We start from the raw sequence: 14,814 nt of genomic DNA on the forward strand, positions 1-14,814 counted from the left end.
AGAACTCAGCGGGTCAGCGATTGCCTGACCCGCTTCGTGCACGGTTCGAAAACAGGCTTTGATCCAACCTGTTATCCGTATCCAACTGACCCAGTAGAACGGTTGTCTGGCTACCGGCATTGTCGTGGATGACCCATTTGCGCAGCTCGATCGGATCGCCAGTGAACATCAGCTCAATCCGGCCCGACTCGGGGTTTTTCGGGTCCTGAGCGGTTACCACCGTAGCGGTTCCATCAAACTCATGGCCGACGACCATATTGGCCTGGCCCAGATTGACGTTGCGCGCCAGAACCAGCGACAACGGCGTGCGCTTCAGCGGGTATTGCTCGGGCGGCTGGTTGGATTTCGGGTCGAATATCTGAACCGTTCCTGCACGCGCCAGAACAACCGCGCTGTTTGGGGGATCATACTCAAACCGCATCTTGCCCGGCCGTTCCATCCACAGCTTGCCGGTGCTTAGTGATCCATCATCATTGACCTGCGTGAACGTGGTTTCAACGGTTTTCAAACCGTTCAGGTAGTTGGAGATCTGCGACAAAGGCAGTTTTTCAGCGGCCCAGGCAGCGGGCGCAGCCAGCGTCAGGGCCAGGGCAAAAGCAATCTGTTTCATGATCTACCAGATATGCGTTTCGTCCCTGTTATTAAATATCCAAATCCGATTTCGGGAGCGCTTGACATAGCAGACGCGCCGAAACCCATAATTTCAGCGCGTCACTTGATTTTCCTACGGCGGTATTCCGCAAAGGGTCTTATTGCTCGGGCACAAGGATTTCGCGTTTTCCGACATGGTTTGCCGAGGATACAACGCCTTCATCCTCCATCTGCTCGACCAGTCGCGCGGCCTTGTTATAGCCGATGGCAAGTTTCCGCTGGATATACGAGGTCGAGCATTTGCGATCTTTGATCACGATCGCCACGGCCTGATCATACAGGGCGTCCTCACCATTCGTGTTGCCACCAGTGTTCAGGCCCAGAACAGCGTCGATATTGTCGGCTTTTTCCTCGGCCGGGCCATCAACGACGCCGCTCATGTAATCTGGCGGGCCGAACTGTTTCAGGTGGCTGACGATTTCCTCGACCTCTTCATCCGAGACGAACGGGCCATGGCAACGGGTGATCTTGGCACCGCCCGCCATATAGAGCATGTCGCCCTGCCCAAGCAGTTGCTCGGCGCCCATCTCACCCAGAATGGTGCGGCTGTCGACCTTGGACGTCACCTGGAACGAAATCCGTGTGGGGAAGTTCGCCTTGATCGTACCGGTAATCACATCGACCGAAGGTCGTTGCGTGGCCATGATCAGGTGAATACCCGAAGCCCGCGCCATCTGTGCCAGACGCTGAATGCAGGCTTCGATCTCTTTACCGGCGACCATCATCAGGTCGGCCATCTCGTCGACGATCACCACGATATAGGGCATCGCTTCGGGCGCGAATTCCTCGGTCTCGAACACCGGTTCGCCGGTTTCATCATCGAACCCGGTCTGGACCGTGCGGCTGAACATCTCGCCCTTGGCCAGCGCATCCTTCACACGACCGTTGTAGCCCGCGATGTTGCGCACGCCCATTTTGGACATCTTGCGATAACGATCTTCCATCTCGCCCACGACCCATTTCAGGGCGACAACCGCCTTTTTCGGGTCGGTCACAACGGGCGACAGCAAGTGAGGGATACCGTCATAAACCGACAGTTCCAGCATCTTGGGGTCGATCATGATCAGGCGGCATTCATCCGGCGTCAGCTTATACAGCAGCGACAGGATCATTGTGTTGATCGCCACCGACTTACCGGACCCCGTGGTCCCCGCGATCAGCAGGTGAGGCATCTTCGCAAGGTTCGCCACAACGGATTCACCACCGATATCCTTACCCAAAGCCAAGGGTAGCGCGTGGTTGCCGTCGCCGAAGTCCCGGCTGGCGAGGATTTCGCGCAGCACCACCATTTCGCGGTTTTCGTTGGGCAGTTCGATCCCGATGACCGAGCGGCCCGGCAGGGTCGAAACCCGTGCCGACAACGCAGACATCGACCGCGCGATATCATCCGCCAGACCAATCACCCGGCTGGCTTTCAGGCCCGGAGCGGGCTCCAGCTCGTACATGGTGACAACGGGGCCGGGGCGGACGCTGACGATCTCACCCTTCACGCCGTAATCGTCCAGCACGTTTTCCAGCATCCGCGCGTTTTCCTCCAGCGCCTCATCGCTCAGGTGGTGGCGCTGAATGCTGGAGGGGTTCGACAGCAGTCCCAAGGGCGGCAGTTCGAAATCGGAATGCTTTTCCTCGAAGGACAGCGCTGGTTGTGCCTCGGCCTGCGCACGGCGCGACGGCTGCGGCGCGCGGCGCACGGGCTGCGCGACGATCGGTTTGCGCGGCTCGGCAACCGGGATTTTCACAGCCGGGCGCTGTTGCGGCGCGGGCTCGGCCACATCTTCGAACACGGATTCCTCTTCGTAATCCGTGCCGAAGTCATCCGCCTGTTCCAAAGGCTCTTGCCAATCGGTCGCCTGAGGTGCTGACATCATCGGTTCCATCGGCAGACCCGCCGACGTCATCGGGGGTTCAGGCGGCAAGTCACCTGCCCCACCTGCATTCAGGATAAGCGGATCCGGCCCCCTGCCGCGCCCTTTGGTCAGCGGCAGGTTCGGATCAGGCTCAGGCGTCATCTCACCGGCTGCAACCTTGCGGTTGCGTACGGCTGCGGAGATCTTTGACCGAATGCGATCTTCCCCCGGCATCTCATCAAACCCGGCGACGGGCTCACGATCCAGCAATTCAGGCTCGGGCATCGGCTCTGGGCGGCGGATCAAGGACGGCATCCGCGCAAGAAGGCCTGTTTTCACAGGCTCCGGCGACTCGAGCGGGGGTTCGTCGAATACGGGGTCGGCATAGGCCAGTTCGTCATCAAATACAGCTTCGGCGGCTTCCGCCCTTGCCGTTTTACGCTCGTCCCAATGCGCGCGGCGATCACGGGCGGCCTGAGCTGTCGCTGCAGCGCCCCGGCCCAGCAGGTTCATCATCCCATCATAGGACATGACCAGACCCAGCAGGAATGCACGGAACCCCTTGCGCACGTCATCCTTGGTGAACCCAAGAACAAATACACCAAGCGTCAACATTCCGACCGCCATGGCCAAAGACATCACCTTGACCATGAAATGCGACGAAATCGGCAACAGCGTCAGCAAAGCACCCATGACCGTATCGCCAAAAAGACCCCCCAGCCCAAAGCTGTGCGTCGCGCGCCACGCCTCACCCGGAACCAGTGTTGCCGCATAAACGGATACAATCGCGATCCAGATCGGGGCAAAGATCAGGCGAGCAATCGCACGTTCTTCGCCAAAATGACCTGCAAATCGCACGCCCCATCCGATCAGAACCAGCGCGATGCTCCAACTGCCCCAGCCCACGATCATGAACAGGGGCGCGGCGATCGAGGCTCCGATCCGGCCCATCCAGTTCTGCACCGGCGCATCGGTCGACACCATCCAGTTCGGATCGTCCGGCGTGTAGGACCAGATCATCGCGGCTGCGGCCAGCCCCAGCAGGATCAAGGCGATGCCGATCAGCTCTTTGCTGCGCCGTTCAATGGCGGCTTGCGTCGTGCTGTCCAGCAAAGGATCGCGATTGCGCGCGTTATATGATGCCATTTTGCCCTCGTACCTCACGAATAGATGCAGTCGCGGAGCTTGATCAGCCCTTGCTGCAACTCTGTTTTTGGGGCCACCAAAGCAGCCCGGATAAATTGCTCGCCCGGGTTTTGCCCCGGATCGCCTTGAGAAAGATATGCGCCCGGCAGTACCCGAACCCCGGTGTCCTGCCACAGCTTCAATGCGGTTTCTTCGCCATTATCGACCGGCAACCAAAGGAAAAACCCGGCCTGCGGTGCCATATACCCCTGAATGCCAGCGAACACCTGATCGGCAATGGCGTATTTTTCCTGATAGAGCGCCCGATTCTCGGCCACGTGCGCCTCATCCGCCCACAGCTTTGCGGCAGCTGCTTGCAAAGGCAACGGCAGGGGTGCGCCCGCATAGTTGCGCAGTTGCTTGACGCGTTTGATCGTCTCGGGGCCACCTGCGATCAGACCAGAGCGCAACCCGGCGACATTTGACCGCTTGGATAGCGAATTGAACAGGGTGATCCGCTCAGGATCAGCGCCCAGTTCCTGCGCGACGGTCAGAACGCCGGTCGGGGCCTCATCGCGATAAATCTCGGAATAGCATTCATCCGCGAAGATGCGGAAATCGTACTTTTCGGCCAGCCGGATCAGTTCGGCCCAGTAGTCGCGCGACGCCACCGCACCCTGCGGGTTGGCCGGGGAACAGATATAGGCTGCCACCGTGCGGTTCAGAACATCCTCGGGCAGCCCCGCATAGTCTGGCAGATGGGCGGTTGCAGCGGTGGCGGGCACAAATACCGGCTCGGCCCCGATCGAGATCGAGGCAACCATGTAGACCTGATAAAAGGGGTTGGGGCACAGGATGACCGGCTTCTGCCCGTTCTTTTCCTCGGGGCACAGCGCCATCGCAGCATTATACAGCCCCTCGCGCGTCCCGTTCAGGGCCATCACATTGGTATCGGGGTCCATCGCCACCCCATAGCGGCGTTTGATCCAATCGGTGATTGCGCCACGCAGCTCGGCAGAGCCCTCATTTGGGGGGTAACCCTGAAATCCGGCCGCGTTTTCCATGATCACATCCGTCACCCATGCCGGAAAATCATGCATGGGCGCGCCGATGGTCATGTGAATGACATCTCCGCCCGGTTGGTGACGATCCAACAGGGTGCGCAGACGCGGGAAAGCATATTCCGGTAGGTTCGAGAACCGCTCGGGAAAATTCATAACTACTGCCTCAATGCCGGGATCGTTTTCGCCCCGTTTTTTGGCAGATTACAGGTCGGATTCCGCTTCGTCCAGACAAAGCGACGCCGAATCAGGGGATTGTGGCATTCACGCCAGAGCAGTTTCGACCGCCGCACCAACCCGCAAAAGCGCTTCTTCCGATCCCGGATACCCCATCATCATCAACCCGCACCCCGCCGTGCCCGTCGGAACGGTCAGCGCCGCCAATCCCATCAGGTTGCCGATCCGGGTGTTGCGCAATGCCAGCAGGTTCTCGGTGACGTAATAGTCATGATCCGTCATCAGCCGCTCAAGATTGGGGGGAAGGATTGGCGCGGTTGGGGCCAGAACAGCATCAAAACCGGCCGTGGCCGCATCCCATGCGGTCCGACAGGCTTTCAACCGGGACCAGGCCGCAATGTAATCCGGCCCCGAGACGTTCTTGCCCGCGCGGAACCGCTCCAGAATCTCTGGGTACATTGCGTCGGGGTTGGCCTCGATCACATCGCGCCACAGGCCGTAGGCTTCGGTCGTATAGAGGATACCGGACAGGCTCATGGCGTCGTTCAGTTCGGGCACCTCCAGCGGGACAATCTCGGCCCCGGCCTCTCGCAAACGGTCCAACGCGGATTCGTAAGCCGCGCCCGGGCCATGCCGCAGATCATCCTTGGCCACGTTCTGCAAATCGGCGAAACGGCGGCCTTGCAGCGTTACACCGCGCAGGTCAGCGGGTGTGCCGCCTTCCAGCAGCGCCAGCAGATGGGCGGCATCTTCAACCGAACGCGCCAATGGGCCAATCGTATCGAACCGCAAACACAGGGGCACAGTCCCCTCAAGCGTCACGCGTCCTGCCGTTGTCTTCAGCCCGACAAGGTTGTTCCAGGCAGACGGAATGCGGACCGACCCGCCCGTGTCTGACCCAATACCGCCCGCAGCCAGCCCCCAGGCGACCGAGGCCGCAGCACCAGAGGAAGACCCGCCCGGCACCGCGTCGACATCGTCGATACAGGGTGGCGTCCCGGTGATCGGGTTCAGACCCAGACCGGAAAAGGCCAGCTCGCTCATGTGGGTCTTGCCCAGACAAACCGCCCCCATCGCCGTCGCGTTTCTGACAACAACTGCATCCCGGTCAGGGACGCGCCCTTTCAATAGGGCGGATCCCGCTTCGGTCTCGGTTCCAGCGGTATCGAACAGGTCTTTCCAACTGATCGGCACCCCATCCAGCAGCGAGCGGCGCAGGCCAAGTTTGGCCCGTGCATGCGCAGCCTCAGCCTCGGCGCGGGCGCGTGTTTCGGTTACGCGCGCATAAATGCGGTCCCGGTGGGGGTGCGCGGCGATGGCAGACAGGTAGGTTTCGGTCAGTTCAACAGGGTCGATCTGACCCATGCCAATGCCTCGGCCCAGATCACACGCGGTCATCGTCAACCAATCCTGCATTCCTACCCCCTTGGAAAAATTTGCGTTGAGGGACGGTAGCGACAGGACCGCACATGGACAATCCCGAAAGGGCGCGCATATTGCACCGCATGGAACACAAGCCCGATATCCTGATCGTTGGTGGCGGTCTGAACGGTCCCGCCTTGGCACTGGCATTGGCTCAGACAGGACACACCGTCACGATCATCGACGCCCTGGCCGAGAAAGTTCGGAAAAACGCCGCATTCGACGGGCGTGCCTATGCGCTTGCGCTGGCCTCTCAGCGCCTGTTGCTAACGATTGGCGTTTGGGACCGTGTCGCCGACCACGCCCAGCCGATGCTTGAGATCAAGGTCACCGACGGGCACGCCGGGGCCGGGCCATCGCCCTTCTTCATGCATTTCGATCACGCCGAGATCGAAGAAGGCCCGATGGGATACATGGCCGAGGACCGCCATCTGCGGCGCGCCTTTTTGGATGCGATGGACGCAGACAGCAACATCACGCAAATCAGTGGTCGAACGGTCATAGCACAGGATCATGACGCAACGGGCGTTACCCTTACTCTGGATGACGGCTCGACCCTGACAGGCAGCCTGCTTGTGGGCTGCGATGGCCGCCGCAGTGGTACGGCTGCGCGTGCGGGTATTAAGCGCAGCGGATGGGACTACGGCCAGACTGCACTTGTCTGCGCCATCGAACATGACCTGCCCCACCACGGTGTCGCGCATCAATTCTTCATGCCGCCCGGTCCGCTTGCGATCCTGCCATTGACCGGCAACCGCAGCTCGATTGTCTGGAGCGAGCGGACCGACGCCGCAAAACGCATCAACGCCCTGCCCGAAGGGGATTATCTGCAAGTCCTGCGCCCCCGGTTTGGTGACTTCCTCGGCGATATCAAACTGGCCGGAGACCGGTTCACCTATCCGTTGAACCTGACCATCGCGAACGCATTCATTGGTGAACGAATGGCCCTTGTCGGAGACGCCGCGCATGGCATGCACCCGATTGCCGGTCAGGGGCTTAATGCCGGGTTGCGTGACGTCGGCGCGCTGGCCGAGGTCCTGACTCTGGCCGGACGGCGCGGCGAGGATATCGGATCGGTTCTGGTGCTGGAGCGCTATCAGGAATGGCGCCGTTTTGACACGGCTGCGCTGGCCATGGCGACGGATGTATTCAACAAGCTGTTTTCAAATGATAACCCCCTCTTGCGCGTTGGGCGCGACATCGGGATGGGGATTGTCGGGTCACTTCCGGGCCTGCGCCGGGGTTTCGTGCGCGAGGCCGCCGGATTGACCGGAGACCTGCCGAAACTGCTTCAGGGGCGCGCGATTTAATCCAGTTGCCGCGCCTCGTCGACCAGCATCACCGGAATGCCGTTGCGGATCGGAAAAGCCAGCCCCGCGGCCTTTGAAACTAGTTCCTGCTTTTCTGCATCATAGTGCAAGGTTGTCTGCGTCTGCGGACAAATCAACGCCTCAAGCATTCGGCGGTCAAAGGCATGTTCGGGTGTGGTCATTGCAGCTTTTCCTCGCTCGATCCGCCGCGCATGGCGAATTCGATCAGTGTTACCAGAGTTTCGCGACGGGTACGCAGGCAGGGGGCCTCAAGCAAGGCCTGTTTTTCCTCGGGATCAAAGTCCAGCAGCATGGACAGCGAGTTGACCAACAGCTCATCATCCGCGTCCTTCAACGAATCCCAGTCGGTCGATAACTGCCGGGACGAGAAAAATCGCTCCAGCAGCGTCAGAAAGTTTGTGCGGTTGAACCCGTCATCCTGTTCGGCCCGGCCCAAGTCACGGTCAAACCCATCCCAGGACACTTGGCAGCGGCGATAAGGGGTAAAGGCGTCCAGCTCGGACTTGACGCGGAACCGCGAAATCCCGGTCAGCGTAATCAGGTAGCGGCCATCTTCGGTTTCCGAAAACTGCGTCACCCGCCCCGCGCAACCGATCTGATGCAGCTTGTCATCGTCGCTTTGGCAGGGGTTCGGTTGCACCATCCCGATCAAACGCTCGGGCGTTTTCAAGGCGTCGTCCAGCATCTGCAGATAGCGCGGCTCGAAAATGTGCAGCGGCAGGCGCGAGCGGGGCAACAGCAGCGCCCCGGGCAAAGGAAAGACGGATACCGTTTCCGGCAGGTCAGCGGGATGCATCATGTACCCCAGTGTAGCTCTGATCAGAGATTAGGCAAATATCATCGAGCTCAGTTTGCGCCGCCCGTTCAGAACAATCGGGTCATTTGGCTTGAGCGCATCGAAGATCGTGAACAACTGCGCCTTGGCCGCGCCGTCGTTCCATTCGCGATCCCGACGGAACAGTTCAAGCAACTGGCTGACGGCCTCTTCCACGTCACCATTGGCGTGCAATGCCTGCGCCAGATCGAACCTGGCCTGATGGTTGTCCGCGTCGGCCTGAACAGCCGCAGTCAGTTCGGCCACAGGACCTGCATCTGCGGCTTGTTTGGCCAGTTCCAGTTGCGCATGCGCGGCCTCCAGTTCCGGCGTTTTGGAAATTTCGGCAGGGGCACCGTTCAGAATGGCCTCGGCCTGTTCCAGATCACCGGCTGCGATATGGGCGCGCACCAAACCACCATAGGCGGCCGCATGGTTCGGATCCTCGCCCAGAATGGCGGCAAAGGTCTGCGCCGCGTCCGCAGCCGCCCCTTCGGACAGCATTTCTTCGGCCGCTTGAACAGCGTCATCCAGTTGCCCGCCCGGGCTTTCGCCGCCTGCCGCCTCGATCACGCGGTCGACAAATGCCTTGATCTCGGACCCCGGCAACGCGCCTTGAAACCCGTCAACCGGCTGTCCTTTGTAAAAGGCATAGACGGTCGGAATAGACTGGACACGCATTTGCGAGGCGATCATCTGCGCCTCGTCCACGTTGATCTTGACCATTTTCACCGCGCCCTTGGCGGCGGTTACCGCGTCTTCCAGCAGAGGTCCCAGAGTTTTGCACGGTCCGCACCACGGCGCCCAGAAATCCACGATGATCGGAGTTTCCTGCGAAGCCTCGACGACATCGACCATGAACGTGGCCTCGGACCCGTCCTTGATCAGATCCGCGGTATCGGGGCTGGCTGCGCTGTTCAAAAGGTCCATGACACTCACTCTTTCGTTCGAACTTGCGCCCTATATGCAACTGCATAGGGCAGAAACCAAGGGCTGAATTGCGGAATCAGAGGTCGAAACTTGCAAAGACCGGAGCGTGGTCGCTTGGCTTTTCCCACCCGCGCGCATCGCGCAACACGCGGCTGGAATGCCCTGCGTTCGAGATATCGGGCGTGGCCCAGACGTGATCCAGCCGCCGGCCCTTATCCGCCGCATCCCAATCGCGCGCACGGTAGGACCACCAGCTATAAAGCTGCCCCTCGGGGATATCCTGCCGGGTGATATCGACCCAACCGCCCGCATCCTGTGTTTCGGCCAGCGCCTCGACCTCGATCGGCGTGTGCGAAACGACCTTGAGCAGTTGCTTATGCGACCAGACATCATCCTCGCGCGGGGCGATGTTCAGATCACCGACCAGAATGGACTTTTCGGGCTTTTCAGCATGGAACCAGTCGCGCATGTCGGTGAGGTAATCCAGCTTTTGCCCGAACTTCTCATTCGCCTCGCGATCCGGCACATCGCCACCTGCGGGGACGTAAAAGTTCTGGACGGTCACGCCATTCTCCAACCGCGCGGCGATGTGGCGGGCGTGGCCGAGACCAGCGAAATCCTTTTCGCCCACTTCTTCCATCGGGATGCGCGACAGGATCGCAACGCCGTTATACCCCTTCTGCCCACGCGCCACCATGTGGGTATAGCCCAGTTCCGCAAAGCCTTCGGTTGGGATTTTATCGACCGGAGATTTACACTCTTGCAGGCACAGCACATCGGGGGCTTCGTCGCGCAGCAATTTCAGCACGATAGGCTCGCGCAGGCGGACCGAGTTGATGTTCCAGGTGGCAAGAGTAAAGGGCATTGGGGAATCCTCTGTCGCGGGTTGGGCGGAGGTTAGCGTGGGTTGGGTTGGGGTGCCATGGGGAAAGAGACTGAACGGCAGTTATGCGGACAAAGTTTCCGTTCGGCGAGATTCACAATTTTGGGAATTGAAGACGCATTTCTTTTTTTTGCGTCTTGGATCGGGCGATTCAAAGTTTCCGCTTTGTTTCTTCTGCGAAAGTGAGCCGATAAGAAAAACCGCTAAAAATAATGTATTTTGTCAGAAAGCCAAATTGCTGAGGTGAGGAAAGCCATGACATCTGAGAACGCGCTAATTTATCTGTCTGACGAAGACCTAGGGGCTTTGGGCATCCAGCCTACTGAAGTTGCCGATGCCATTGAGTCCGCTCTAATAGACAAAGTAGAAGGAAGGCTTAAAACTTCTCCCAAAACAGTCATCCTACCCGGAGACGGGCGCTACGCAATGTCTACCTTAGCGATGGGAGATGATGGTTTCATCGTAACCAAGCAGGTCACATTGTGTCCGCAAAACCCGGCGAGGGGATTTCCCGCGATCAACGGTGCAATCATGGTTATGGATGCGCAAACGGGACTACTTCGCGCAGTCTTGGGAGCGAATTGGATTACGGCAGTCAGAACTGCTGCTCTGTCAGTAGTTGCAGCGCGAAAGCTTGCCGACCCCCACGCCGAGACCGTGGCTTTTGTGGGCGCGGGTGTGCAAGCTCACTCCCATCTTGCTGCGTTTTCAGAACTGTTTCCTTTGAAACGAATCCGCGTGTTCGGGCGAGGTAAAGAGAATGTCGACAAGCTTTGTCGTTATGCTCGAGGACTGGGGCTGGAAGCTGAATCGTACACCAATGCCAAAGACGCTTTGTGTGATGCCGATCTGATAGTGACATCGATAACTTTGGACTACTCTATCGAACCCTTCTTAGATGGCCGATGGCTGAAACCGAATGCCTTCGCAGCGATAACAGATATCTGCATTCCATGGATGCCAGCAGGCATGGCTGCTTTCGAAACGGTGATAGTCGACGACCGACAACAGGAACTGGAAAGCGACAAGCCGATGTTGCCATACGAGCAAATTGCTGGTGATTTGGCGGAATTGGTCACTGCGAAAGTCGACAGCCGAGCGCGCAATAATCCAGCAGCATTTGCTTTCAGAGGAATTTCACTGGGGGATTATGCTGCTTCGGTTCTCGCGGTACGCCGGGCCGCCGACATACCCGTGAAATGAGGCCAAAGACATAAAATGTTCTTTGGAATTAGAAGTCGAAATGGTTGCTTTGGGCTCAAAGTAGACACCCATCCCCAACTCCCCACAAAAAAAGCCGGGCCATCAGGCCCGGCAGTCCAACAGGGAGGTACATGTCATTACCCGGACATGCACGGGATGGGAGTAATCTAAATATATCTCCAGAGTATCACTTTGATCTGCATCATTCCATCTTAGTTACGACACAAGGCGATATCCGCCCGATTCTGTGACCAAAAGGCGCGCGTTCGAAGGATCGGGCTCGATCTTCTGGCGCAGGCGGTAGATGTGGGTTTCCAGCGTGTGCGTGGTGACCCCGGCGTTGTATCCCCAGACCTCGTGCAGCAGCACATCACGCGCAACCACACCGTCGGCGGAGCGATAGAGGAACTTGAGGATATTCGTCTCTTTCTCGGTCAGCCGGATTTTCCGGTCATCTTCGGTGATCAGCATCTTCATCGCAGGCTTGAAGGTATACGGCCCCAGAACAAAGACCGCGTCTTCGGACTGCTCATGCTGACGCAACTGGGCGCGGATACGGGCCAGAAGGACAGGGAATTTGAACGGCTTGGGAACGTAATCATTGGCACCGGCATCAAGGCCCAGAATGGTGTCGGCGTCGCTATCGTGCCCCGTCAGCATCAGAATCGGGCTTTTCACACCCTGCTTGCGCATCAGGCGGCACAGTTCGCGGCCATCGGTATCCGGAAGGCCGACATCCAGAATGACCAAATCATAGATCGCTTCACGGGCGCGCTCCATGGCGGACTGCCCGTCGGATGCTTCGAACACGTCGAAGTCTTCGGTCATTACAAGCTGCTCACTCAGAGCTTCGCGAAGATCTTCGTCGTCATCCACCAGCAGGATTTTCTTAAGCTGCGCCATACTTGGTCCTCCTAAGCCTTTTCCACCACTTGCGCGTCGAAGATGCAATCAACAAGGTTTGCTGCAATCGTCTCACGCCCTCGTGTCTGATGACGAGGAAATGTTTCACATTTCCGTCCGATCAGGCTACAGGAAGGGTTAATCGTTACAGGGTAACATGAATGAGTCTCATCCCGGATATCTCGGAACTTCTGGCACGTGCGCGTGCGGACCTGCGTATGGGGGTGCCTGTCATCCTGACAGATGACAGCGGTTTCAGCGTTCTTGCAATCGCGTCAGAAACACTGAGCGCCCAACGCCTTGCGGATTTACGCGGACTGGGTGGTGAACCAGTCGTCGCCATTACCGTGCGCCGTGCGGATACGCTCAAGGCGCGGGCCTATGATGGGGATTTGGCGCGAGTGATTATTCCGGCCGATGCGGATATCGGCTGGGTGCAAGCCGTCGCTGACCCCTCCGACGATCTGAACGCACCGATGAAAGGCCCCCTGATGACGAAACGTCAGGGCAGCGCCAGCCTGCATCGCATCGCCATTGCACTGACCAAATCTGCGCGCCTTCTTCCCGCAGCCGTCGTCGTCCCCGTTGATGACGGCCGCAGCTTTGCAAGCGCTCATGGCCTCACCTGCATCGACCACACACGGGCAGCGCCGCATCTGGCAGACCGCAGCATTCTGAACGAAGTGGTGGCCGCGCGCCTGCCGATGGAAGTGTCCGAGGCCGGGCGGCTTCACGTCTTTCGCCCGGAAGATGGCGGCGAGGAACATTACGCCATCGAAATCGGACGTCCCGACCGGAGTAAACCCGTATTGGCCCGTTTACACTCGGCCTGTTTTACAGGCGATCTCATGGGCAGCCTGAAATGCGATTGTGGCCCTCAGCTTCGTGGTGCGCTTGCCCAGATGGGAACAGAAGGGGCCGGGGTGCTGTTGTATCTGAACCAGGAAGGGCGCGGCATCGGACTGGCCAATAAGATGCGGGCCTATTTCCTTCAGGATCAGGGCTTCGACACGGTCGAGGCCAATCACCGGCTGGGATTCGAGGATGACGAACGCGATTTCCGCTTGGGTTCGGACATCCTGAAATCGCTGGGCTTCAGTGCCGTCCGGCTGCTGACCAACAATCCGGCCAAGATCGCGATGATGGAAAAGACGGGAATTGCCGTTACGGAACGCGTCCCGCTGAAGGTCGGAGAAACAGCCCATAATCGCGGATATCTGGCGACCAAGGCGGAAAAATCGGGCCATCTGCTTTGACGCCCTCTGACCTCGTGCTCACGCCGCGCGGCGTCCGGTTTGCCGGACGTGTTTTTCCCTGCTCAATCGGCAAGGGTGGGCTCAGCAACACTAAGCGCGAGGGCGACGGCGCAACCCCAACCGGCGTTCACCGTATCGTCGGCATGCTTTTCCGGCCCGACCGGATCGCGGCGCCAACCCCATGGGCCATCCCGATTGGGCCGTGGGATCTCTGGTCGGATGACAGCAGCGATGATCGCTATAACCAACTGGTCAGCGCGCCCTACCCGTTCAGCCATGAAAAACTGCGCCGGGCCGATCCTTTATACGATCTGGTTTTGCTGACCGATTGGAACTGGCCGAATGCGGTACCGGGAAAAGGCTCTGCCATCTTTCTGCATCAATGGAGAAGGCCCGGTTATCCCACCGAAGGCTGCGTTGCGTTTCGACGGGACCATCTCCACTGGATCGCCCGCAGGATATCACCCGGTGCGCGGTTGATCATACCTGCGGTTTGACACGCTCGCCAAAGATCGCCGATCCGACACGCACATGGGTTGCGCCCAGTGCGATGGCCTTTTCGAAATCACTGCTCATGCCCATGGACAGCCCCATCAGCCCATTCCGGTCTGCGATTTTGGCAAGCAGGGCGAAATGCAGCGCGGGTTCTTCCTCGACCGGAGGGATACACATCAATCCAGCCAATGGCAGGTCCAGATCACGGCATTCGGCGATGAATGCATCTGCCTCGGCAGGCATGACACCGGCCTTCTGATCCTCTTCCCCGGTATTCACTTGTATGAACAGGTCCGGGCAGGCGCCGATCTCTTGCGCCAGGCGCGCCAGCGTTTTGGCGAGTTTGGGACGGTCGACCGAATGTATCGCGCTGAACAACTCCATGGCCTGCCGCGCCTTGTTTGTCTGGAGCGGTCCGATCAGATGCAGATCAATGTCGGAGTAGTCCTGCATAAAGTCGGGCCATTTGCCCATGGCCTCCTGCACCCTGTTTTCACCAAAACAGCGGTGACCCTTATCCAGAACACTGCGAACGCGTTCATTCGGCTGTACCTTGGACACCGCAATCAGCTTGACGGACCCGTTTGGCCGTCCGGCAGCGGTTTCCGCGTTTTGGATACGAGTGGCGATATCATGTAGTGACATGGAGATCCTCAATTGGCTTGAGGCAGAAAAACACCATGTCAGCCCAAAAGAAAAGGGCAGGTCCGAAGACC

The 14,814-nt window shown here is 59.0% G+C and carries 14 protein-coding genes; 4 read left to right on the forward strand and 10 right to left on the reverse strand.

Annotated elements, in window-relative coordinates; all coding sequences use genetic code 11:
* Positions 1-13: 13 nt before the first annotated feature.
* The 4 genes from ACR0MS_RS14180 to ACR0MS_RS14195 form a co-directional block, all read right to left on the reverse strand.
* Positions 14-610 (reverse strand): LolA family protein, encoded by a 597-nt coding sequence (locus ACR0MS_RS14180; RefSeq protein ID WP_171211144.1) that lies wholly within the window; start codon positions 608-610, stop codon positions 14-16.
* A gap of 139 nt (positions 611-749) precedes the next feature.
* Positions 750-3,644 carry a DNA translocase FtsK gene (locus ACR0MS_RS14185; protein WP_480574386.1) on the reverse strand — a complete coding sequence of 965 codons (2,895 nt, stop codon included), beginning with the start codon at positions 3,642-3,644 and terminating at the stop codon, positions 750-752.
* Between the two features lie 14 nt (positions 3,645-3,658).
* The gene (locus ACR0MS_RS14190) at positions 3,659-4,840 is read right to left on the reverse strand and encodes an aminotransferase class I/II-fold pyridoxal phosphate-dependent enzyme (protein WP_480574389.1); all 1,182 of its coding nucleotides are present in this window, start codon (positions 4,838-4,840) and stop codon (positions 3,659-3,661) included.
* A 108-nt stretch (positions 4,841-4,948) separates the two neighbouring features.
* Complete coding sequence (locus ACR0MS_RS14195) at positions 4,949-6,277, reverse strand: amidase (RefSeq protein ID WP_480574392.1); 1,329 nt, start codon at positions 6,275-6,277, stop codon at positions 4,949-4,951.
* 53 nt (positions 6,278-6,330) lie between these two features.
* Between ACR0MS_RS14195 and ACR0MS_RS14200 the strand changes: the two genes are divergently transcribed.
* A complete protein-coding gene (locus tag ACR0MS_RS14200; RefSeq protein ID WP_480574395.1) occupies positions 6,331-7,593 on the forward strand; it encodes an FAD-dependent monooxygenase in 1,263 nt (420 codons plus the stop codon).
* Here the strand turns inward: ACR0MS_RS14200 and ACR0MS_RS14205 are convergent.
* The 4 genes from ACR0MS_RS14205 to ACR0MS_RS14220 all read right to left on the reverse strand — a co-directional run bounded on the left by ACR0MS_RS14205 (position 7,590) and on the right by ACR0MS_RS14220 (position 10,223).
* Complete coding sequence (locus tag ACR0MS_RS14205) at positions 7,590-7,775, reverse strand: Trm112 family protein (RefSeq protein ID WP_171124448.1); 186 nt, start codon at positions 7,773-7,775, stop codon at positions 7,590-7,592. The genes ACR0MS_RS14200 and ACR0MS_RS14205 overlap by 4 nt on opposite strands.
* Positions 7,772-8,413: an LON peptidase substrate-binding domain-containing protein gene (locus tag ACR0MS_RS14210; protein ID WP_171124449.1), complete on the reverse strand. Its 642-nt coding sequence runs from the start codon at positions 8,411-8,413 to the stop codon at positions 7,772-7,774. Before ACR0MS_RS14210 ends, ACR0MS_RS14205 begins: the two co-directional genes overlap by 4 nt.
* Before the next feature lie 27 nt (positions 8,414-8,440).
* On the reverse strand, positions 8,441-9,358 hold the full coding sequence (trxA, locus tag ACR0MS_RS14215; RefSeq protein WP_480574400.1) for a thioredoxin: 918 nt from the start codon (positions 9,356-9,358) through the stop codon (positions 8,441-8,443).
* A gap of 76 nt (positions 9,359-9,434) precedes the next feature.
* Complete coding sequence (locus ACR0MS_RS14220) at positions 9,435-10,223, reverse strand: exodeoxyribonuclease III (RefSeq protein ID WP_480574403.1); 789 nt, start codon at positions 10,221-10,223, stop codon at positions 9,435-9,437.
* Positions 10,224-10,496: 273 nt separating this feature from the next.
* Between ACR0MS_RS14220 and ACR0MS_RS14225 the strand changes: the two genes are divergently transcribed.
* The gene (locus ACR0MS_RS14225) at positions 10,497-11,444 is read left to right on the forward strand and encodes an ornithine cyclodeaminase family protein (protein ID WP_480574406.1); all 948 of its coding nucleotides are present in this window, start codon (positions 10,497-10,499) and stop codon (positions 11,442-11,444) included.
* Between the two features lie 216 nt (positions 11,445-11,660).
* On the opposite strand, the gene ACR0MS_RS14230 is transcribed toward ACR0MS_RS14225, so the two are convergent.
* Positions 11,661-12,347: a response regulator transcription factor gene (locus ACR0MS_RS14230; protein ID WP_170415695.1), complete on the reverse strand. Its 687-nt coding sequence runs from the start codon at positions 12,345-12,347 to the stop codon at positions 11,661-11,663.
* A 161-nt stretch (positions 12,348-12,508) separates the two neighbouring features.
* On the opposite strand from ACR0MS_RS14230, the gene ribA reads away from it, so the two are divergent.
* Positions 12,509-13,603: a GTP cyclohydrolase II gene (gene ribA, locus ACR0MS_RS14235; RefSeq protein WP_480574409.1), complete on the forward strand. Its 1,095-nt coding sequence runs from the start codon at positions 12,509-12,511 to the stop codon at positions 13,601-13,603.
* On the forward strand, positions 13,600-14,100 hold the full coding sequence (locus ACR0MS_RS14240; protein ID WP_480574412.1) for a L,D-transpeptidase family protein: 501 nt from the start codon (positions 13,600-13,602) through the stop codon (positions 14,098-14,100). Before ribA ends, ACR0MS_RS14240 begins: the two co-directional genes overlap by 4 nt.
* Here the strand turns inward: ACR0MS_RS14240 and ACR0MS_RS14245 are convergent.
* Positions 14,084-14,743 carry a YggS family pyridoxal phosphate-dependent enzyme gene (locus tag ACR0MS_RS14245; protein WP_480574415.1) on the reverse strand — a complete coding sequence of 220 codons (660 nt, stop codon included), beginning with the start codon at positions 14,741-14,743 and terminating at the stop codon, positions 14,084-14,086. The two genes, ACR0MS_RS14240 and ACR0MS_RS14245, sit on opposite strands and share 17 nt — an antisense overlap.
* Positions 14,744-14,814: the final 71 nt, after the last annotated feature.

Source organism: Ruegeria sp. CJ2 (assembly GCF_056536745.1).

What these genes read in the sequence shown, in the direction of transcription:
- ACR0MS_RS14180 (WP_171211144.1), bottom strand. Translation starts at nt 610, where the DNA reads ATGAAACAGATTGCTTTTGCCCTGGCCCTGACGCTGGCTGCGCCCGCT.
- ACR0MS_RS14185 (WP_480574386.1), bottom strand. Translation starts at nt 3,644, where the DNA reads ATGGCATCATATAACGCGCGCAATCGCGATCCTTTGCTGGACAGCACG.
- ACR0MS_RS14190 (WP_480574389.1), bottom strand. Translation starts at nt 4,840, where the DNA reads ATGAATTTTCCCGAGCGGTTCTCGAACCTACCGGAATATGCTTTCCCG.
- ACR0MS_RS14195 (WP_480574392.1), bottom strand. Translation starts at nt 6,277, where the DNA reads ATGCAGGATTGGTTGACGATGACCGCGTGTGATCTGGGCCGAGGCATT.
- ACR0MS_RS14200 (WP_480574395.1), top strand. Translation starts at nt 6,331, where the DNA reads ATGGACAATCCCGAAAGGGCGCGCATATTGCACCGCATGGAACACAAG.
- ACR0MS_RS14205 (WP_171124448.1), bottom strand. Translation starts at nt 7,775, where the DNA reads ATGACCACACCCGAACATGCCTTTGACCGCCGAATGCTTGAGGCGTTG.
- ACR0MS_RS14210 (WP_171124449.1), bottom strand. Translation starts at nt 8,413, where the DNA reads ATGATGCATCCCGCTGACCTGCCGGAAACGGTATCCGTCTTTCCTTTG.
- trxA (WP_480574400.1), bottom strand. Translation starts at nt 9,358, where the DNA reads ATGGACCTTTTGAACAGCGCAGCCAGCCCCGATACCGCGGATCTGATC.
- ACR0MS_RS14220 (WP_480574403.1), bottom strand. Translation starts at nt 10,223, where the DNA reads ATGCCCTTTACTCTTGCCACCTGGAACATCAACTCGGTCCGCCTGCGC.
- ACR0MS_RS14225 (WP_480574406.1), top strand. Translation starts at nt 10,497, where the DNA reads ATGACATCTGAGAACGCGCTAATTTATCTGTCTGACGAAGACCTAGGG.
- ACR0MS_RS14230 (WP_170415695.1), bottom strand. Translation starts at nt 12,347, where the DNA reads ATGGCGCAGCTTAAGAAAATCCTGCTGGTGGATGACGACGAAGATCTT.
- ribA (WP_480574409.1), top strand. Translation starts at nt 12,509, where the DNA reads ATGAGTCTCATCCCGGATATCTCGGAACTTCTGGCACGTGCGCGTGCG.
- ACR0MS_RS14245 (WP_480574415.1), bottom strand. Translation starts at nt 14,743, where the DNA reads ATGTCACTACATGATATCGCCACTCGTATCCAAAACGCGGAAACCGCT.